Source organism: Acetobacteraceae bacterium (genome assembly GCA_004843165.1).
Classification (GTDB): Bacteria; Pseudomonadota; Alphaproteobacteria; order Acetobacterales; family Acetobacteraceae.
Genome location: CP039459.1, coordinates 1,277,501 through 1,295,760 on the forward strand (window position 1 = coordinate 1,277,501; position 18,260 = coordinate 1,295,760).

Annotated in this window: 18 protein-coding genes, 1 tRNA gene and 2 rRNA genes (1 of these 21 cut by a window edge); 14 read left to right on the forward strand and 7 right to left on the reverse strand. The window is 43.9% G+C overall.

Annotated features, from left to right (window positions below):
* From FAI41_06255 to FAI41_06300, 10 genes are all read left to right on the forward strand, one after another.
* Positions 1-1,088, forward strand: a 23S ribosomal RNA gene (locus FAI41_06255); it begins 1,644 nt to the left of the window's first position.
* Positions 1,089-1,184: 96 nt separating this feature from the next.
* Positions 1,185-1,299: ribosomal RNA gene (gene rrf / locus FAI41_06260) — 5S ribosomal RNA — on the forward strand.
* A 253-nt stretch (positions 1,300-1,552) separates the two neighbouring features.
* Entirely contained in the window at positions 1,553-1,855 is a 303-nt protein-coding gene (locus tag FAI41_06265) for an urease subunit gamma (protein QCE33228.1), read from the forward strand.
* 63 nt (positions 1,856-1,918) lie between these two features.
* Positions 1,919-2,335, forward strand: a complete 417-nt coding sequence (locus tag FAI41_06270) for an urease subunit beta (GenBank protein ID QCE33229.1) — start codon at positions 1,919-1,921, stop codon at positions 2,333-2,335.
* Positions 2,336-2,360: 25 nt separating this feature from the next.
* Positions 2,361-4,076 carry an urease subunit alpha gene (locus FAI41_06275; protein ID QCE33230.1) on the forward strand — a complete coding sequence of 572 codons (1,716 nt, stop codon included), beginning with the start codon at positions 2,361-2,363 and terminating at the stop codon, positions 4,074-4,076.
* A gap of 21 nt (positions 4,077-4,097) precedes the next feature.
* Positions 4,098-4,682: an urease accessory protein UreE gene (ureE, locus tag FAI41_06280; GenBank protein QCE33231.1), complete on the forward strand. Its 585-nt coding sequence runs from the start codon at positions 4,098-4,100 to the stop codon at positions 4,680-4,682.
* Position 4,683: 1 nt separating this feature from the next.
* A complete protein-coding gene (locus FAI41_06285) occupies positions 4,684-5,370 on the forward strand; it encodes an urease accessory protein UreF (protein QCE33232.1) in 687 nt (228 codons plus the stop codon).
* Positions 5,371-5,392: 22 nt separating this feature from the next.
* Positions 5,393-6,028, forward strand: a complete 636-nt coding sequence (gene ureG / locus FAI41_06290; GenBank protein QCE33233.1) for an urease accessory protein UreG — start codon at positions 5,393-5,395, stop codon at positions 6,026-6,028.
* On the forward strand, positions 6,025-6,969 hold the full coding sequence (locus FAI41_06295) for an urease accessory protein (protein QCE33234.1): 945 nt from the start codon (positions 6,025-6,027) through the stop codon (positions 6,967-6,969). Before ureG ends, FAI41_06295 begins: the two co-directional genes overlap by 4 nt.
* Positions 6,970-7,086: 117 nt before the next feature.
* Positions 7,087-7,163 (forward strand) — tRNA-Met (locus tag FAI41_06300).
* A 58-nt stretch (positions 7,164-7,221) separates the two neighbouring features.
* Here the strand turns inward: FAI41_06300 and FAI41_06305 are convergent.
* Both FAI41_06305 and FAI41_06310 read right to left on the reverse strand, forming a co-directional pair.
* Entirely contained in the window at positions 7,222-7,866 is a 645-nt protein-coding gene (locus FAI41_06305; protein QCE33235.1) for a LysE family translocator, read from the reverse strand.
* 23 nt (positions 7,867-7,889) lie between these two features.
* Positions 7,890-8,627, reverse strand: a complete 738-nt coding sequence (locus FAI41_06310; protein ID QCE33236.1) for a hypothetical protein — start codon at positions 8,625-8,627, stop codon at positions 7,890-7,892.
* A gap of 153 nt (positions 8,628-8,780) precedes the next feature.
* On the opposite strand from FAI41_06310, the gene FAI41_06315 reads away from it, so the two are divergent.
* The 4 genes from FAI41_06315 to FAI41_06330 all read left to right on the forward strand — a co-directional run bounded on the left by FAI41_06315 (position 8,781) and on the right by FAI41_06330 (position 13,316).
* Positions 8,781-10,307, forward strand: coding sequence for a carbohydrate porin (locus FAI41_06315; protein QCE33237.1), 1,527 nt, complete (start codon positions 8,781-8,783; stop codon positions 10,305-10,307).
* Between the two features lie 78 nt (positions 10,308-10,385).
* Complete coding sequence (locus FAI41_06320) at positions 10,386-11,519, forward strand: catalase (GenBank protein QCE33238.1); 1,134 nt, start codon at positions 10,386-10,388, stop codon at positions 11,517-11,519.
* On the forward strand, positions 11,516-12,049 hold the full coding sequence (locus FAI41_06325) for a cytochrome b (protein ID QCE33239.1): 534 nt from the start codon (positions 11,516-11,518) through the stop codon (positions 12,047-12,049). Before FAI41_06320 ends, FAI41_06325 begins: the two co-directional genes overlap by 4 nt.
* 244 nt (positions 12,050-12,293) lie before the next feature.
* Positions 12,294-13,316 carry a hypothetical protein gene (locus FAI41_06330; protein QCE33240.1) on the forward strand — a complete coding sequence of 341 codons (1,023 nt, stop codon included), beginning with the start codon at positions 12,294-12,296 and terminating at the stop codon, positions 13,314-13,316.
* Positions 13,317-13,671: 355 nt separating this feature from the next.
* On the opposite strand, the gene bioD is transcribed toward FAI41_06330, so the two are convergent.
* Genes bioD through FAI41_06355 form a run of 5 tightly spaced genes read right to left on the reverse strand, consistent with a single transcriptional unit; the run spans position 13,672 to position 18,139 of the window.
* Positions 13,672-14,301, reverse strand: a complete 630-nt coding sequence (gene bioD / locus FAI41_06335) for a dethiobiotin synthase (protein ID QCE33241.1) — start codon at positions 14,299-14,301, stop codon at positions 13,672-13,674.
* Entirely contained in the window at positions 14,298-15,074 is a 777-nt protein-coding gene (locus tag FAI41_06340) for a methyltransferase domain-containing protein (GenBank protein ID QCE33242.1), read from the reverse strand. Before FAI41_06340 ends, bioD begins: the two co-directional genes overlap by 4 nt.
* Positions 15,071-15,724: a hypothetical protein gene (locus tag FAI41_06345; protein ID QCE33243.1), complete on the reverse strand. Its 654-nt coding sequence runs from the start codon at positions 15,722-15,724 to the stop codon at positions 15,071-15,073. The genes FAI41_06340 and FAI41_06345 overlap by 4 nt, the downstream gene beginning before the upstream one ends.
* The gene (locus FAI41_06350; GenBank protein ID QCE33244.1) at positions 15,721-16,875 is read right to left on the reverse strand and encodes an 8-amino-7-oxononanoate synthase; all 1,155 of its coding nucleotides are present in this window, start codon (positions 16,873-16,875) and stop codon (positions 15,721-15,723) included. Before FAI41_06350 ends, FAI41_06345 begins: the two co-directional genes overlap by 4 nt.
* On the reverse strand, positions 16,862-18,139 hold the full coding sequence (locus tag FAI41_06355; protein ID QCE33245.1) for an adenosylmethionine--8-amino-7-oxononanoate transaminase: 1,278 nt from the start codon (positions 18,137-18,139) through the stop codon (positions 16,862-16,864). Before FAI41_06355 ends, FAI41_06350 begins: the two co-directional genes overlap by 14 nt.
* Between the last annotated feature and the right edge of the window lie 121 nt (positions 18,140-18,260).

The window sequence follows — 18,260 nt, forward strand, 5'->3', positions numbered from 1 at the left end:
ACTGTTTAGTAAAAACACAGGGCTCTGCGAAATTGAGAAATGACGTATAGGGCCTGACGCCTGCCCGGTGCCGGAAGGTTAAGAGGAGATGTTAGCGCATTGAATTGAAGCCCCGGTAAACGGCGGCCGTAACTATAACGGTCCTAAGGTAGCGAAATTCCTTGTCGGGTAAGTTCCGACCTGCACGAATGGCGTAACGACTTCCCCGCTGTCTCCAGCATCGACTCAGCGAAATTGAATTCCCCGTGAAGATGCGGGGTACCCGCGGTCAGACGGAAAGACCCTATGAACCTTTACTGTAGCTTTGCAGTGGCACCAGAAATATTTTGTGTAGGATAGGTGGGAGACTATGAACTTAAGGCGCCAGCTTTAAGGGAGTCATTGTTGAAATACCACCCTGAATGTTTCTGTTGTCTAACTGAGCCTATTTAGCATGGGCCAGGACCCTGCATGGTGGACAGTTTGACTGGGGCGGTCGCCTCCTAAAATGTAACGGAGGCGCGCGATGGTAGGCTCAGTCCGGTTGGAAATCGGATTTTGAGTGCAATGGCATAAGCCTGCCTGACTGTGAGAGTGACAGCTCGAGCAGAGACGAAAGTCGGCCATAGTGATCCGGTGGTTCCTTGTGGAAGGGCCATCGCTCAACGGATAAAAGGTACTCTAGGGATAACAGGCTGATCTCCCCCAAGAGTTCACATCGACGGGGAGGTTTGGCACCTCGATGTCGGCTCATCACATCCCGGGGCTGAAGCAGGTCCCAAGGGTTCGGCTGTTCGCCGATTAAAGTGGTACGTGAGCTGGGTTTAGAACGTCGTGAGACAGTTCGGTCCCTATCTGCCGTGGGCGTTAAGACTTGAAAGGATTTGTTCCTAGTACGAGAGGACCGGAATGAACGAACCTCTAGTGAACCAGTTGTCACGCCAGTGGCATGGCTGGGTAGCCAAGTTCGGAATGGATAACCGCTGAAAGCATCTAAGCGGGAAACCAGCCTTAAGATAAGGTCTTTTTGGGGCGTTGAAGACCACAACGTTAATAGGTCCGGTGTGAAAGTTCAGCAATGAATGAAGCTTACGGATACTAATCCCCCAGACCTCTCCAGCTTTGTATTCAACATACAAACATCATTCAAAACTTTCTCAATCTCTCTTATCTCTTCTATCCCATTCACCTGATGTGACGCAGCAGCGGGGGGTTATGGCGAGGGTCCCAAACCCGATCCCATCCCGAACTCGATGGTTAAACCCCTCAGCGCCAATGATACTTCGTCTCAAGACGCGGAAAAGTAGGTCGCCCCCCGCTACTCAGTCACATCATTTAAAAAAGCCCCCCTCACATGAAAATGTCAGGGGGGTTTTTGTGCTTAATTAACCTTACCTCTGCTAAAAGCTTCTTTCTATATTGTCTCTTGCGCCTTAGATGATTAAAAGATTTCTACAAAAAAATGAGAAAAAAGGGGGCTTTGAGAATTATGTTTGCTGATACGGATAAAAATCTTTAAGCGTATCTTTTATAAGATAATTCTGCGTAAGCGTTCTTGGGAGCTAAAAGCCCTATGCAATTAACACCACGAGAAATTGAAAAATTAATGGTTTATACTTTGGCCGACGTTGCTTCGAAACGTAAGGCACGTGGTATAAAGCTCAATCATCCAGAAGCCGTCGCGATCATTACAACAGCTGCCCTTGAAGGGGCACGTGAAGGCAAAACCCTTGAGGAAGTCATGTACGATGCGGGGCAGGTGCTGACTCGTGAGGATGTGATGGAAGGTGTTCCTGAAATGATTTCACATGTACAGGTCGAGGCAATCTTTACAGATGGTAGCCGCCTCGTCACTTTACATGATCCTATTCGCTAGTTTGTTGAGAATATCCTCTTTTGAGGATATTTTTTATGCCTTATCCGTTAGGGGAGGTCATTGATGTACAATAAAGAAAGTTTTGTGGAGATCGGAGGGTATCTTCTTGCAGAAGAGTCCATCCATTTTAATCAAGCTTATGAAGCAGTCTCAATTACCGTTCGCAATACGGGGGATCGTCCCATACAGGTGGGCTCGCATTTTCATTTTTTTGAGGTCAATAAGTTTTTACAATTTGACCGAACAGCTGCTTTTGGAAAACGTCTTAATATTGCTTCAAGTACAGCGATCCGTTTTGAACCAGGGGATGAAATCAATGTTTCTTTAATCCCGATTGGAGGGACGCAGAAAGTTTATGGATTTAATAATCTCGTTGATGGTTGGGTAGGGGAAAACCCTAACAAGAAAAGTGGAGAATCAGAAAAGACACTGCCTGTGAAACATGCGATCGAACCTGATTATAAAGATATTACAGACTAGCGCTTAAGCTTAGAGGACGAAGATAATGCCAACAATTTCCCAGAAAGAATATGTAGCGCTATTTGGCCCAACCGTCGGCGATAAAATCCGTTTAGGGGATACACAGCTCTTTATTGAAATTGAAAAAGACTTGCGCGGATATGGTGAGGAGTCTGTCTATGGCGGTGGTAAGTCACTCCGTGATGGGATGGGGGCTGATAATCTTCTCACGAGTAAAGATGTTTTAGATCTTGTGATTACAAACGTTACCATTTTGGATGCATGCCAAGGGGTGATTAAGGCAGATGTGGGTATTAAAGATGGTCTTATCGTTGGGATTGGTAAGAGTGGTAATCCAAGCATGATGGGGAACATAACCCAAGGTATGGTCGTTGGGGTTGCGACAGATGTTGTCTCTGGAGAGCATCTTATTCTGACAGCAGCCGGCATTGATACGCATATTCATTTTATTGCGCCGCAGCAGGCAGTGCATGCGCTATCAAATGGTGTGACTACCTTTTTTGGCGGGGGTGTTGGCCCAACAGATGGCTCAAATGGGACAACCGTAACAGCGGGCCCTTGGCATATTCATCGTATGTTGCGCGCTTTTGAAAATTTACCTGTTAATGTTGGGCTTTTAGGCAAGGGACATGCGGCTCATGCCGCACCGTTAGCAGAGCAAATTACGGCAGGGGTAGCAGGTTTAAAAATACATGAAGACTGGGGTGCCACAAACTCAGCGCTTCGGCATGCTTTACGTGTTGCGGATGAGATGGATATTCAAGTTGCGGTCCATACAGATAGTCTTAATGAGGGCGGGTATATTGAGGATACCATTGATGCCTTTGAGGGACGTACAATTCATACCTTTCATACCGAGGGTGCTGGCGGTGGACACGCTCCAGACATTATAAAGGTTGCAGGGCAGATGAATGTTTTGCCAAGCTCGACAAACCCAACCTTGCCTTTTGGGATTAATAGTCAGGCTGAGCTGTTTGACATGATTATGGTTTGCCATAATCTAAATCCCAATGTGCCAGCGGATGTGGCTTTTTCTGAAAGCCGTGTGCGTCCAGAAACGATGGCGGCTGAAAATGTTTTGCATGATATGGGGGTTTTATCGATGTTCTCCAGTGATTCCCAAGCCATGGGACGTGTTGGAGAGAATTGGCTACGCTTAATGCAAACGGCACATGCCATGAAAATGGCACGGGGTAAGCTTCCAGAAGACGCCCCAAATAATGATAATTTTCGTGTGCTACGCTATGTCGCTAAAATTACCATTAACCCAGCGATCACGCAGGGAATTAGCCATATTCTCGGCTCTGTTGAAGTTGGTAAAATGGCAGATTTGGTCTTGTGGGATCCACGGTTTTTTGGCGCAAAGCCTAAGCTCGTTATTAAAGGGGGCATGATTAACTGGGCCGTGATGGGAGACCCCAATGCTTCTTTGCCAACACCTCAGCCTGTTTTTTATCGTCCAATGTTTGGTGCTATGGGAAAAGCAATGCAGGAAACCTGTGTTACCTTTGTTTCCGAAGCTGCGATGCAAAATGACATTAAAGAAAAGCTAGGTCTCGAGCGACAAGTCATGGCGGTACGAAATTGCCGTGACATTTCTAAAAAAGATATGGTCTGCAATGCCGAAACTCCAGAGATAGAGGTTGATCCAGAAACCTTTGCGGTCAAGGTAAATGGTGAACATGCAACGGTAGAGCCTGTGCATACAGCGGTCTTGAATCAGCGATATTTTTTCAGCTGAGATAAGAAATATGGTTGCTTTATGATCGTGATTAACCAGATCTTGGGAAATATGAAGCGTGATTCATTTTGGCAGTCACGCTTAAAGGGAGCCTCAATTGATATTCTGGCGCTTTCACAATGGGAGGCGCAAAGGAGCTCTTGCCGAAAAACGACCTGTGAAGGACAGGATTTAGGGATTTCGCTTGCACGAAACCAAGTTTTAACAGATGGCGATATTTTGCTATGGGATACGCTTGAGGAACGGGCAGTTGTTGTCCAAACGGAACTACGAGATATTCTTGTCATCCAGATTCAATCCTTATTAGAAAAGGAAGAGGCTTCCATCCTAAAGGCCAGTTTTGAGCTAGGACATCTCTTAGGCAATCTTCATTGGAAATCTATTCTTAAAGATCATCAGATTTATATTCCACTTGTCGTCTCTCGTAAGGTCATGGAATTGGTCTTGCAAAGGAATGGCTTTAATTTGCCTTATGCCTTTGTTAAAGGGGAGACATTGTTACCCAAATTAGCTCCTTCAGAGATACAGGCCCTGTTCGGAGGTGCGGATGAGACGGGGATGCATGTGCATCTTAAAAGCGATTTTAGTGTGACGCGGGCGGTTTGAGATGAAGGCTGTTGGTTTAATAAAAATCTTACAGTTTTCTGATTCTGTGTTACCTGTTGGTGCCTTTGCCTTTTCGAATGGCTTAGAGTCAGCGATACAAAGCGGCATTGTGCATGATCTTGCAACGCTGAAAGATTTTACACGTGCGGCATTGCAGCAATCAGCAATGGGAGATGGTCGTGCTGTTGTCGCAACTTGCCAAGCTTTAAAGCACGGTGAGCGTGAGACAGCCATTCTCAACGACCGGGCTTTATTAAATCGCAGACTTAATGAAGAAGGTCGGATGATGCTTCTTCGGATGGGAAAGAAATTGGCAGAAATGGCGGCCTCTGTCACAGAAGAGCCGTTGGTTCGCTGGTGGTTAGAACAGATAAAATCTGGTGCGACACCTGGGACTTATCCCATGACACAGGCTGTGTTGATGACAGCATTGGGGGCCAGTGCCCGTGAAATTATCGTGATGCAACATTATAGTGTTGCATCGACCATTTTGAATGCCGCAATCCGTTTGATGCGTGTAACGCATATTGAAATACAGTGCATTTTGTTTGCGTTAAACCAAGAGATTGAGCAGTTTTGTGCGCAGGCAGAGTGTGGCGGTATTGAGCAAATGGCTTCTTATGCACCGGTAACGGATATCTTGGCTTCGTTACATGTTGGGGCCTTTACCCGATTATTTAGCACTTAACGATGAATAGAGAAGATTCAGTATGAAGAAAATTATTCGTATCGGTATCGGTGGCCCCGTTGGTTCTGGCAAAACGGCTATTATTGAAGTGATAACGCCCCGTTTAATGGCTTTGGGTGTTAAACCCTTAATTATTACAAATGACATTGTCACCATAGAGGATGCAAAGCAGGTTAAACGTACGCTTAAAGGGATATTGGATGAGGAAAAAATCCTTGGTGTCGAAACAGGCGCTTGTCCCCATACTGCCGTACGTGAAGACCCCAGCATGAATATTGCCGCCGTCGAAGAAATGGAGGCGCGTTTTCCAGAAAGCGATGTCGTGATGATAGAGAGTGGTGGAGATAACCTCACATTGACGTTTAGCCCAGCTCTTGCAGATTTCTCGATTTATGTGATTGACGTTGCCGAAGGGGAAAAAATTCCTAGAAAGAATGGGCCGGGTTTTGTGCAGGCTGATATTGTCGTAATCAATAAAACAGATTTGGCACCTTATGTTGGGGCAAGTCTAGAAGTGATGGAACGAGATACCCGCATGGTACGGGGGGAGCGTCCTTATGTTTTTACCAACTGTAAGACCGGGGAAGGGATTGAGAGATTGGTAAAGATGATTATGCGTGATTTTCTTTTCACCTATACACCATCGGTAGCGGTATGAGAGCGGAGGATGCTTTAAGTCAGGTCTGCCTGCTTGGAGCATCTGCGCCAGAAATGGCTGATTATCAAGATGAGCCGCCTCAAATGGCGAGCGGCAGTGTCGGAAAAAGCGGTTATCTTCGCCTAGGTTTTGAGCGGCGTGGTGAACGCAGTATTTTAGCGCAAATGGATCGGCGTGTACCGTTTTTGGTACAGCGTGCTTTGTACTGGGATGAGGCACTGCCAAAGATGCCTTGTGTCTTTGTGATTTCGACTTCTGGTTGCATCTTACAAGGGGATCGTCTGGCCATGGAGGTCAGGAGTGCGCCTTATGCTTATGGGCATGTGACAACTCAGTCTGCAACAAAAATCCATGCAATGCAAAATAACTATGCGGCACAATTGCAGAAATTGACTTTAGAAGAGGGGAGTTATCTGGAAATGATGCCTGACCCTGTCATTCCGCATAGTGGCTCACGCTTTATTAACGATACACAGATTAATATCCATTCAACTGCTACCTTGCTTTATTCCGAAATTCTCATGTCGGGTAGAAAGTATCACCCTGAAGATCGTGGCTTTCGTTTTGATGTATATTCATCAAAGATCACGGCTTGCAATGAAACAGGGAAAGCATTGTTTTCAGAACGCTATGTTTTAGAGCCAGAAAAACAAGCCTTGAATAATGTTGGGATTATGGGGCCGTTTCATGTGTTTGGTAATGTGATTTTGCTTACGCCTACGGTGCATTATCAAAAGATTATGGATCGGATGCCAGCACGCTATAATGAAAAAGCAGGTATTGCTTATGGGATTAGCCTTTTACCGAATGATTGCGGTTTGATTTTTAAGGCGCTGGGGCATGAGGCGCATCAGGTTAAAGCGCTTGTTCGTCAGTTCTGGTCTATTGCCCGTGAGGAGATTTTAGGCGTACCATTACCAGAAGCTTTTCTCTGGCGTTAAGATAAGAATCTCTTTTAGGGCAGTAATTTCTAAAAAATAAAAAATCTTCTTTTTTCCGCTAGACATTGCTTTTAAAGACGTCTATACAATGGGAACACGCTTCTTAAAGCTTTCTATCGCGGGATGGAGCAGCCAGGTAGCTCGTCAGGCTCATAACCTGAAGGTCGTAAGTTCGAATCTTACTCCCGCATCCAAAAAGAAACCCCTGTTTTTTAACAGGGGTTTTTCTTTGCTTATTTTCTCAGCTTTTTCTTAAATGAGTCCGTGTAATGGGGCATAAAGAAGCATTCCGCCTAGAATAATGAATAAGAGGCCTGCGATAATATCAATGATGTTGCGTTTGTCATTAAACCATTGCGCCATAAAAGGGGCACTGAGGCAAAATGCCAACATTCCCATCCAGCCAACTTGAATGACGAACATAATGGCGGTTGCGGCCAGTCCCATCCAGAGCGGGGCATTTGCTGGAAACATGCTTGCAAAAAGAGAGGTCGTAAAGACAAGAACATCTGGATTGGAAATACAGCAGAAAAAACCTTTGAAAAAAGCATGTGAGAAGCTTTCAGGGCCTGCGGTTTCGTTATCACTTGGCGCATGAAGCTCTTGGTTGCGTTTACGGATAAGATCAATACCAACCCAAATCAGGAAAAGGCCGCCTGCAATTTTTGCAAAAGTCTCAAGTCTAGGCTGCCATTCAAAAAGCGCATGAAGGCCAAGGAAACCGCCTAGTCCCCAAAGAATTGCGGCAACACCAATGCCAAGCGTTGTAAAAAGGCCCGCTGTACGGCCATGAAGGGCGGCAGTACGTGTCACAAGAACAAAGTTTAAGCCGGGGACAATGACCGTTACAAGCCAAGCAAGTGTAAAGGGCCCTAAAGGGGCGAGGGAATGTAGCATAAGGAAATCGTATTCTTTTTAAGTTATTGTTTTTTTAAGGTGAGAAAAGCATGACGCTTTGTTTTTGAACTTATGTCAAAAGGTAAAAGGACTTGTTTTTCAGGGGCTTGGGTTTGAGAAAAAAATTCAATTTCAAGCTGTTCGGTTGAAAATTCAATTAAAACAGCACTAATGGAGGATAACGTAAATTTCTCAAGTAATTTTCCGAGAGAAGGAGAGAATTTTTTAGGATATTTTTGATTATAAAGCGGTGCAAAATGCCCGATTAAAGCAGCCTCTAACAGATCGATTTTACGGCGGACGGGGACTTGCAAACGTTGTATTTTTTCTAATTTTTTATGAAGTTCAGGTGTTTGCTGAATTTCTTCTTCTTTAATCCCTTCTGCTGGAAGGAGGTAAGGCTCATGTGAGAAGGGAAAAAGCAAAATAGAAAAAACATCTTGAGGCCAAGTTTCTTTCGCCCTTTCAATAATTTCCACCAGCTCTGCATGGCTTGTCAGGCGTTTGAGTAAATCGCTTTCGCCATTTATGCCAAAACATTGGCTAATATAGAGGATTTCTTCTTTATTAGGGTCTGTTTCCGAAGATTTACAAAGTGCAAACAGATGCGCCTCTTGGAGCGATTGTTTTTCAAGATCGCTGAGGGTTTCATGTTGGCGAGCCACTTGCAGCAGCTCCTCTAGCGGTAATAAGAGCAGATTTTCTGCAATATATTGGGCGCAGAAAGTGATCGGCCGCTGCGCTGAAGATAGCTGATTCATGCGTTAAATTTCATTATCTCTAGAAAAAGAATTGTTTAAGGGTGAATTTAATCTATTTTTCTCTTTTCGTCTTGCTGAAAAAGCTTGCTTTTCTAAATCGGAGGCCTATAACGCAAAGCAGATTTTGAGAACTGCTTAAATACATGCGCTAGAATGAGGGGAAGAATCATTTCTATGCCATCAAGCCAACAGATCTGTTCCTTGAGAATCCTTTCTTTGAGAAGAAAGTGTGTTCTAGGAAAACTCGTTCTGAAATTTTGCTTGCTTTCCCTTCTTTTTCTTTTCTTTTGTTTCAATATTCCTAAGCTTTATGCACAGACAATGGATGTGAATATTGGTAATTTACCAGCCATTCGTGTGGCAGAACCGGGTAAGCCTAAAAGTAAACTCGGTAAAAATTCCTCACCGGCTTTTATTACGCCACAGGCGCTTTTCCCGACGGGTTTTGGCGCATTGTCTTGGCTGAGAAAGCAAGGCGTTAATATTCTGGTCCAAAACACAAATGAATTTGCTGGGGCACTCTATGATCCGACCCCCGGATTTCCACAATATAAACGAGGGGGAAGTAATGCGGGGCAGCTCTCTGAATCTTTGGATATTGATTGGTCAAAACTTGCGGGTCTCACGGGTTTTGCAACGCATGCCGTTACGGTTGGGCGTTATGGAACGACAGCAAACCGAATGTTTGGGGACTGGTTAAATCATTCTTCGGAAGATTACGGAGGCGGCGGAAATGTCGCCGTCCATTTGGTTTATGCCTACGGCGAGGAAACACTTTATCATCAGCGTATTGCGATTGCAGCGGGTCTTATGGGAGAAATGGGAAGCTTCCAAAGTAGCCCGCTTTTTTGTAACTTCATGAATAACAGCATGTGCGGCCGCCCGAAGGCGGCAACAGACAGTCCGTATGCGAGCGGTTATCCTGCCTCTGTCTGGTCAGGGCGTATCCGTGTCCGTCCGACAGCACATACCTATGCGCAAGTAGGGGCTTTTGCTGCTGAAGAGGGGCTGTATCAGAATATCCAACATCGAACCGGTTTTAAATTTAATGGCGCAACGATTAAAGGGGTACGTTTGCCTTTGGAAATTGGATATGAGCCTGTTTTTCGAGGTGTCCTAGAGGGGCATTATAAAATTGGCGGATTATGGCAGCATGCGCCTTTGCCAAGCGATTATTACAATAATAATGGTCAATCTTACGCCCTGACAGGAACAAAACCTGAGAATGTGGAGGATACTTATGCTGCTTGGTTTATGGCAGATCAGAAAATCTGGACACATTACCATGATAAACGCAGAGGCCTCATTTTCTTAACCGGATTTCAGTGGAATGATCCAAGGGTTTCACTTCGAAATTGGGAGGTTTACGGTGCCTTCATTGACCGGGGAATTTTTAAAAGTCGCCCTTATGATTCACTTGATTTTTCCTTTACCCATCAGGGCATTGCTCCCGGTGTGAGCGGTACAGAGGCAATTTTACTGAATAAGGGGGAGGAGCTTCCCAATCATGCAACGGGAATTCAAACGAAAACGTCTATTTTAGAGCTTAATTACGAATTCAGCTTAGGTCGTGGTCTGATTATTGAGCCTGTTTTTGAGTATTATTTTAATCCTAATGGACAGCGTAATCTTCGTAATGCCGCTATGCTAGGTTTTAAGTCAACATGGGAAATTTTTTAAAAGTGCTTTTGTTTTTGCTTGTGATCAGGCAGACTTTGCCAGAGATGATGAATATATCTCCCCAAGAAAAGAGGCATTATGTCTGAAAAAGACTCTTTAAAAGAATTTCTAAAAACGTCGCCTTTTCTAAAATGGCTCCCTGTTGCTTTCCCCTTTGTTTTGTTGGGAGGCGGATTTTATTTTCTGAATGGAAATTTTCATAAAAAAACAATTTCACCGGATAAATTTGTGGAAGTGCTTGAAAAAGGCGATAGCCACGATACTGGCTTTAGACGGGCACATGCCAAAGGAGTCTGTCTAAAAGGAAATTGGCAGGGTTCTGCGGAGATGTCCCCTTATTCCAAGGCTGAAATTCTCAATATTCAAACGCCTGTGTTGGGGCGTTTTTCCATTGGCCCTGGGAATCCTTTTATTGCCGATAAGCCTGCTTTGACCCGTTCGATGGCTTTAAAAATGAATACGCCCGGAGGGGTTTGGGAAACGGCAATGAATAATACCCCTGTGATCCCAATGTCGAATGTGCAGGATGCTTATGATCTGTTTAAAACAGATGAGATTGATCCCAAAACAGGCAAACCCGATCCAAAGGCTTTCCCGCATTTTGTTGAAACCCATCCGTGGCTTTCCCCGGCGTTGAAAATACTTTCCGCCACACAACCGACTTCTGGTTTGAGTGACACAACTTATTACGGTGTGAGCGCCTTTATCGCACGTGATAAAGCGGGAAAAGAACATGCCGTCCGTTGGAAAATGGTACCGCATCAAGCTGTAAAGCCAGCCACAGGAGAGATGAATGATCCGAACTATCTTTTCAAAAATCTGATTAAACAGGCGCATGCGGGAGTACAGGCACATCAACCTCTCGCTTGGGATATGGTTATGGTCATTGCCAATAGTGCCCCTGAGATTCAGGCGGGTAAAGCGCCTAAAGATATCATTAAGGATCCAAGCAAGGTTTGGAATGCGCAGGATCTTGAAATTAAGGCAGGTACCGTCCGCATTGAAAAGCTTTATTCCGAGAATGCGGAAGGGCTCTGTAAACCAATGTCTTTTGATCCGACTGTTTTACCGAAAGGGATCGAATTGTCAGAGGATCCTATTCCGAGTTTACGTTCACAAATTTATATGAAATCTTTTTACCGCAGAGCAGGAGAGACCCAAAAAGCAAGTGAAGTGACGGCGGAAATGATTAAAAAAGGTGAAAATTCATGAGTAATCTACTTCAACCTCAGAAATTTTCTCTTTCGTTACGGATTTTACATTGGCTGATGGCGGTACTCGTTTTGGCTATGCTGATAATCGGTATTTTAATGGCCAGCCATTGTGCAGGTTATTATGCGACTTTGCTTGCATGGCATCGGCCTATAGGCATTTTATTATTGATTTTGGTTTTTGTTCGTTTGACAATCAGAATTTTAAGTAAAATCCCTGCATTGCCGGAAGATTTGTCTTCATCTCAAAAATTTGCTGCGAAAGCTTCGCATGTCGGACTTTATGGCTTGTTGTTTCTGATGCCTTTGCTGGGCTGGGGGATGCTGTCGGCAGGTAATTATCCCATTCGGCTTTTCCCCGGCTTGGAATTGCCAGCATTTTTGCAGGGTAATCAGCCGCTTTGGCATCTTTTAAGGGAATATCATTCTTGGGCGGCTTTTGCGCTCTTTGTCTTGATTATTTTGCATATCACAGCAGCCTTGCATCATAAATTTATCCGTCGGGATAAAATATTGGATCAGATGCTTTAGGCATATTCCTCTTGAGATAGAAATAAAAAAGCGTGCTTTTCGGCACGCTTTTTTATAGGGCATTATTTGCCTTTGAGCTTAGCAGAGGCGAAAAGAACACCAAAAATAACGAGAACAACGGGAATGAGAAGCAGAATAAGAATGGTCTTAGCTGCAAAAGCGGCACCGCCGATAACACATAAAATGAGAAAGAGAATAAATAGCGTCCATAGATTCATGTGAAAAACTTCCTTTTAGAAAATAAATGCTTACGTCAATTAAGACAGATATAATGATTATAAAAGGTTTGAAAATGGAAGCGCTGATTCAAAATAAATTTGGCAAGCCGGAAGAGGTTTTTTTAACACAGAAAATGCGCAAGCCTCAGCCAAAAGAAAATGAGGTTTTGATTAAAACGCTCCTTTCTCCTTTACATCATCATGATTTGAGTGCGGCTAAAGGCTTATATGGCCAGTTCCGTCCTTTTCCGATTATCAGTGGTAGTGAAGCCGTTGGCATTGTCGAAGCCTGTGGCAAGCAAGTAACAGATTTTAAGATCGGGCAACGGGTGATTACGGCCTCTGGCGCTGGGACTTGGGCAGAATATTTTACAGCCCCCGCAGATTCCGTTTTTCCTGTTTCAGAGGGTTTGAAAGCAGAACAGGCCGCACAGCTTGCCGCTATGCCGCTCAGCGCTTTGCTTTTGCTGAATTTCTTAGAGGTTCAGAAGGGCGATTGGATTATTCAGAATGGAGCAAATGGCGTTATTGGGAAAATTTTAGGTGCATTGGCAAAAGCACGGGGGATTCATGTCGTAAATTTGGTGCGTAGCGCAAAAGCCTCGGCAGAACTGAAAAAAGCAGGCGCAGAATATATTGTCGAAACTTCAGCAAAAGACTGGAAAGCACAGGCTAAAGAGATTGCGGGTGACATGTTAAAAGCAGGCATTGATGTTTTGGGCGGCGAAGCCAGCGGAAATTTGGTTGAATTATTAGGGAATGACTCTTTGCTGGTCAGTTTTGGGCAGATTGCTTGTGGCGAAATGAAAATCCCATCAGGCCCGCTGATTTTAAAATCCATTACGCTTAAAGGCTTTTATGTCACGCCTGTTTTGAACAAGATGTCTAAAGGGGAAAAAATCAAAATCCTAGAGGAGTTGGAAGCGCTTATTCTCGCAGGAAAATTGAGCCTGCCTGTTGAGAGCATCCATGATCTCGATCATTTCCAAGAAGCTTTAACAGCCCATAATCAGCAAGGCAGAGCTGGGAGGGTGTTGTTGAAGGTTTAATATAGTTGTGGACGAATCAATAACCTGGACGATGTCGTTATCTATTTGAACAGTACGGTGGCTAGCAGTCATTATAGTATCGAACTCGTATCTCAAATTCTCTTATTTTAGAGAATTTAGAAGAGGCTGATACGAGCTCGTCATATTTCTGTGCAAAGTTAGCTATGGAATTTTTCCATATCATAAAGGTTTCATAAGGTTTATTAAATAGATCTAACGTTTAATTTGTGATGAGTAATTTCTTTTTACTCTTTAGCCGTTTTGGCTTCTGTTTAGAAATATTCCACGTCATTAGGCCAAGTATAAGCGTTGGTACAATGCTTAAAAGCTTACTTAAAAAATCACACAACATCTCTTATCCAAAATGAAGTAGAATATTTTTATCGCTTAAATATTTCTGAACTAACTCTCCATTCCCCTGTTTATCCTCACCCCATAAAATGAGTTTGTGGAGGGGGAGATTGTAGGTTTCTAAGAGAGCGAGACTGGAAAAAATATGGTTCAGCGCACCGAGTTTATTTTTAGCGACTAAGATCACCGGCAGGTTGAGCGCTTTTATCAAATCAATGAGAAAAAGATCGTCCCAGATCGGAACCATGAGGCCGCCAGCCCCCTCAACAATCAGCGTTTTTTCGGTGTCATATTTTGGAATGGAAATTTTCTTAGGCTCAATGATTTTTTGATCCTGCTCTGCGGCGCTTAGGGGGCAGAGCGGTTCTTGGAATTCATAGGCGCAGGGCAGAATATCTTCAGGAGCACAGCCGCTTTTTCTTAGAACAGTTTCTTTATCGCCAGTATCCTTTTTGAGACCTGTTTGAAATGGTTTCCAATAAACGCCTTTCTCTTCTTTGAGTAATTTGGCGCTCTGATAGGTTTTACCGACATCTGTATCGGTGCCTGTCACGAAAAAGCCTTTTTTGGGCTGAACCTCTTTAAATAAATTAGGAAAAGGGCAGGGGGATTTGGGCGCAAATAATTTTCTCATTTGTAGATTTCCCCAAGACCGATTTCATAGCTGACTTTTTGATAATGTCGGTCAAAGAAATGAATGGCACTTTTTAATTTTTGGCTTTTCTGTCCTGAATTTAGATTTTTAGGCGTTGCCCCGATTTCCTTGAGACCTTTTAGAAAAGAAATCGCATTTTTGACCTCTTCTTGGATTTGGTATCTTTTCCATTTGGCCTGTGCATATTCGGTCTCTAGTTCGGCAACAGAAGGATAAAGCGGGACAGCACAGGGATTCTCACTGATTTCACATGCATAGCGCCATTCTTGGAGCGAGCCGTCCAGCAACGTTGTCAGAAAGGCGGCACCGCCGACATCTAATTTTGTATAGATGTTTTCTAAAGCGATTGGGCGGTTTTGAACCCATTGAAAGGCGAGGTTGGAAATGATGAGGTCAAATTTCCCTGCCAAAGGATGCTCTTTTGTGAGGTGTTTAGGGAAATTTTCCATATCCAGCGGAAGAAAGGAAAGATTGAGGCCGAGATGTTTGGTTTTCCGCTCGGCACGTCTCAGCATCTCTTTGGAAAGATCTGTACAGACATATTCTGCATAGGGAAAAAGTGGGGCGATTTTCTGTGTTAATGCACCGGTGCCTGCACCAAGTTCTAAAATACGTTGAATTTTCTTTGAGCGAAGGCGGGAGGGAATGATTTCGGTTAGGAGATTGGCAGCTATCGGCTGAATCACAGCGAAATCATCGTAATGCTTGGCGTGCGCAAAGCTTTTTTCTATATCGTTTGTTGCGTATTTCATGAAGATTTTAAAAGTTTTAAATGTTTTTTAATCCATGTAGCACAAAATTCAGGATGTGTTAGAGGGAGTAAATGGCCGCCAGAAATATTGGTTTGCTCTGTAAGCCAGTGTTTTTTGGCGGGGGCAAGCGGATCATCTTTTCCAGAAAGCATGGAAAGAATTTTAGAAGTCTTTTCCAGTTTTTTAAAGGTTTCTCTTTGATCCTCTTGTGCAAGTATTTCAAGCCCCTGCTGAAGAGATGGTAGATCAAGTCGCTTTTGAGGTCGGCTTTCTTTTGAATCACCACACATTTTGTAAAAATCACAGAGGGTCTTTTCCGGATTGCGGCTGAGGTTGCGTTGCATGAGCGCTAAAATCCGTGGCGAAATCCCTTCTTTAAAATCTTCTTTTTGCACAAAGCATGCAAAAGCATTGATTCCTAAAATGCCCAGGCTATTTTTATCGGCCTCTATTTTTGGAAGTAAGCGCATAAAGCCCAGAGAATGGCCAATGACAATATAATTGCTTTGAGGGAGTTGTACTGTTTTTTCAGCAAAATATCCTGCATCGGCAAGGATAATGTGGTGTTCTGAGAGGTGGGAAGCTGTTTTTTGCCAGAAATCTTTTGAATATCCCCAGCCATGTAGAAAATACAGAATAGGAGTGGTCATGCCTGTCCTAAAATTTCAATGATTTTATAAAGGTCTTTTTCGTTTAAATTTGTTTGCATTGTAAAGCGTAAACGGGCCGTGTTCGGCGGAACGGTTGGTGGACGAATGGCCCCGCATCTGAAGCCTTCTTTTTGTAATTTTTCCTGTAAACGCAGGGCTTTGTCAGGTTCACCGACCAAGAGCGGGATAATCTGACTATTGCTTTCTAAATAATTCCAATGATTTTCTTTTAAAAGGATACGGAATTTTTCTGCCAGTTTAAGAAGATAAGTGCGCTCTTTTGTCATCTCAGGCACGGTTTCAATCGCCCCCTGTAATGCACCGAGTACCGCCGGTGGCAGAGCTGTGGAATAGACAAAGCCGGAGGCCATATTCCATAGCCATGCTTTCATTTTTTGAGAGGCAGAGAGAAATGCTCCCGAAGCGCCCAGAGCTTTGCTTCCCGTACTAAGAATGAGTTCGATTTCTTTCGGATCACAGAGGCCGCTGCCATTCTTGCCAAAAAGACCTGTTGCATGGGCCTCATCCACGTAAAGAGTAGCATGATAATGGTTTTTAAGCTGAATGAGACTTTCTAAATCTGCTCGGTCGCCATCCATGGAAAAAATACTTTCCGTTAGGATGAATTTAAGGCTTTTTGTTTCTTTTTCTGCCTCAAGAAGTTTTTCCAAATGCTTTAAATCATTATGACGAAAGCGCAGAATTTTGGCTTTTGAAAGACCGGCTTGGCAATTATTCGCCCCAAAAATCATGCTGGCATGGCATAATTTATCCATAAAGAATAAGGCCGGTTTTTGGGTTGCCTGTTTGGATAAGGCGTTTAGTGCCGGCAGAATACTCGCATTGGCTTGCCAGCCCGAATTAAAGAGCAGAGAGGCCTCTGCGCCTTTAAAGGCTGCGAACTGTTTTTCGAGTTTTGCGTAGCCTTCATATGAGCCGGAAATAAGACGGGAACCTGTCGCACCAACGCCCAAATTTTCTGTCCATTCTTTAGCTTTGGCTTTCAGCGTAGGATGTTTTGAAAGATTAAGATAGTCGTTAGAGGAGAGATCAATAAAATGCTTTGGAAGGGGGGAGGCTTCTTTTCGTAAAAGCCCTTCTGCTTGCCGTTTCCGAAGGCTGATCTCTAAAGCTTGGTTAAGTAAATTCATGTTCAATCACATGGCCGATGGCATGAGTCAGTTTCGTAAGCTCCGCTGATGTTATCGTAAAAGAGGGGGTGAGATAGAGAATATTTCTAAAAGGACGTATCCAGACGCCTAATTTTAGAAAGGCTTGGTTGAGCGCCGCAGGATTGGGGATATGATCCATTTCAACCACGCCTAAAGCCCCCATGATGCGAATATCTTTGACATGCGGCAATTTTCGAAAAGGTTCGAGTTCTTTTGTCAGTTGTTTTTCGATTTTTTGAACCTGCTCAAGACGGGGCTCGGTTTCAAAAAGATCAAGGGAAGCATTAGCTGCGGCACAGGCAAGCGGATTTCCCATAAAGGTTGGGCCATGCATCAAAGCCTTTTCTGCATTCTCAGAGAGAAAAGATTCAAAAATTTTCTGTGAGGCAATCGTTGCGCCAAGCCCCATTGTTCCGCCTGTGAGTGCTTTAGAAAGTCCGACAATATCAGGGCAAATTTCGGGGAGGTTGGAGACAAACATTTCCCCTAAACGTCCAAATCCCGTAAAGACTTCATCATAGATAAGCAAAATGTCATGCTCATCACAAAGATCTCTGAGAATTTTAAGCGTTTCTCTTGTGTGGAAAAGCATTCCACCAGCCCCTTGCACGAGCGGCTCGACAATCATGGCTGCAATTTCAGAGCCTTTATGTTTTAAAAATCTTTCGAGATCAGCTTTTTTTTGAGGATCAGTCGGAAGGTGGGCAAGATATTGTGGGTTAAGAATTTCCCGGAAATGGTTATGCATTCCTTCTTCCGGGTCGCAAATATTCATCATCCCCCATGTATCGCCATGATAGCCGCCGTGAAAGGAAAGAAGTTTATGGCGAGCCGGCTTCTCTTGATTGAGAAAATATTGGAAAGCCATCTTAACGGCAACTTCTATTGCCGTTGAACCTGAATCACTGAAAAAGACATGGTTGAGGGAATCTGGAAAAAGTTTTGCTAAGCGGTGCGCTAAAATTTCTGCCTGGTCGTGGATCATGCCCCCAAACATCATATGCGGCATTGTTTGTACCTGTTGTATGACGGCTTTTTGAATATGGGGATGACAATAGCCGTGGCAGGCTGTCCACCAAGAGGCAATCCCATCAATTAAATCTCTGCCGTCTTTGAGGATGATGGTGCAGCCGACACTTTTCTCAGCGCTTGGGGGAAAAGGGGCTGTTTTCATTTGGCAATAAGGGAGCCAGAGGTGAGGAAGATTACTCGCCATTTTAAAAGAGGCAGAATTTTGTGTCATGAAGTCTTCCCAGTAAATCAATGAGGATAAATATATTTATGGGGAAAAAGAGTCGAAAAAGCGATATTTTTCTCTTCCTTTATCCTTATTTATGGCATTTAAGAAGAGTATGGACTTTTCT

Coding starts and splice junctions, on each gene's coding strand:
- bioD (QCE33241.1), bottom strand. CDS start 14,301: ATGAGAAAATTATTTGCGCCCAAATCCCCCTGCCCTTTTCCTAATTTA.
- FAI41_06330 (QCE33240.1), top strand. CDS start 12,294: ATGCTTACGTCAATTAAGACAGATATAATGATTATAAAAGGTTTGAAA.
- ureE (QCE33231.1), top strand. CDS start 4,098: ATGATCGTGATTAACCAGATCTTGGGAAATATGAAGCGTGATTCATTT.
- FAI41_06315 (QCE33237.1), top strand. CDS start 8,781: ATGAGGGGAAGAATCATTTCTATGCCATCAAGCCAACAGATCTGTTCC.
- FAI41_06270 (QCE33229.1), top strand. CDS start 1,919: ATGTACAATAAAGAAAGTTTTGTGGAGATCGGAGGGTATCTTCTTGCA.
- FAI41_06275 (QCE33230.1), top strand. CDS start 2,361: ATGCCAACAATTTCCCAGAAAGAATATGTAGCGCTATTTGGCCCAACC.
- FAI41_06345 (QCE33243.1), bottom strand. CDS start 15,724: ATGACCACTCCTATTCTGTATTTTCTACATGGCTGGGGATATTCAAAA.
- FAI41_06265 (QCE33228.1), top strand. CDS start 1,553: ATGCAATTAACACCACGAGAAATTGAAAAATTAATGGTTTATACTTTG.
- FAI41_06285 (QCE33232.1), top strand. CDS start 4,684: ATGAAGGCTGTTGGTTTAATAAAAATCTTACAGTTTTCTGATTCTGTG.
- FAI41_06325 (QCE33239.1), top strand. CDS start 11,516: ATGAGTAATCTACTTCAACCTCAGAAATTTTCTCTTTCGTTACGGATT.
- ureG (QCE33233.1), top strand. CDS start 5,393: ATGAAGAAAATTATTCGTATCGGTATCGGTGGCCCCGTTGGTTCTGGC.
- FAI41_06355 (QCE33245.1), bottom strand. CDS start 18,139: ATGACACAAAATTCTGCCTCTTTTAAAATGGCGAGTAATCTTCCTCAC.
- FAI41_06305 (QCE33235.1), bottom strand. CDS start 7,866: ATGCTACATTCCCTCGCCCCTTTAGGGCCCTTTACACTTGCTTGGCTT.
- FAI41_06295 (QCE33234.1), top strand. CDS start 6,025: ATGAGAGCGGAGGATGCTTTAAGTCAGGTCTGCCTGCTTGGAGCATCT.
- FAI41_06340 (QCE33242.1), bottom strand. CDS start 15,074: ATGAAATACGCAACAAACGATATAGAAAAAAGCTTTGCGCACGCCAAG.
- FAI41_06320 (QCE33238.1), top strand. CDS start 10,386: ATGTCTGAAAAAGACTCTTTAAAAGAATTTCTAAAAACGTCGCCTTTT.
- FAI41_06310 (QCE33236.1), bottom strand. CDS start 8,627: ATGAATCAGCTATCTTCAGCGCAGCGGCCGATCACTTTCTGCGCCCAA.
- FAI41_06350 (QCE33244.1), bottom strand. CDS start 16,875: ATGAATTTACTTAACCAAGCTTTAGAGATCAGCCTTCGGAAACGGCAA.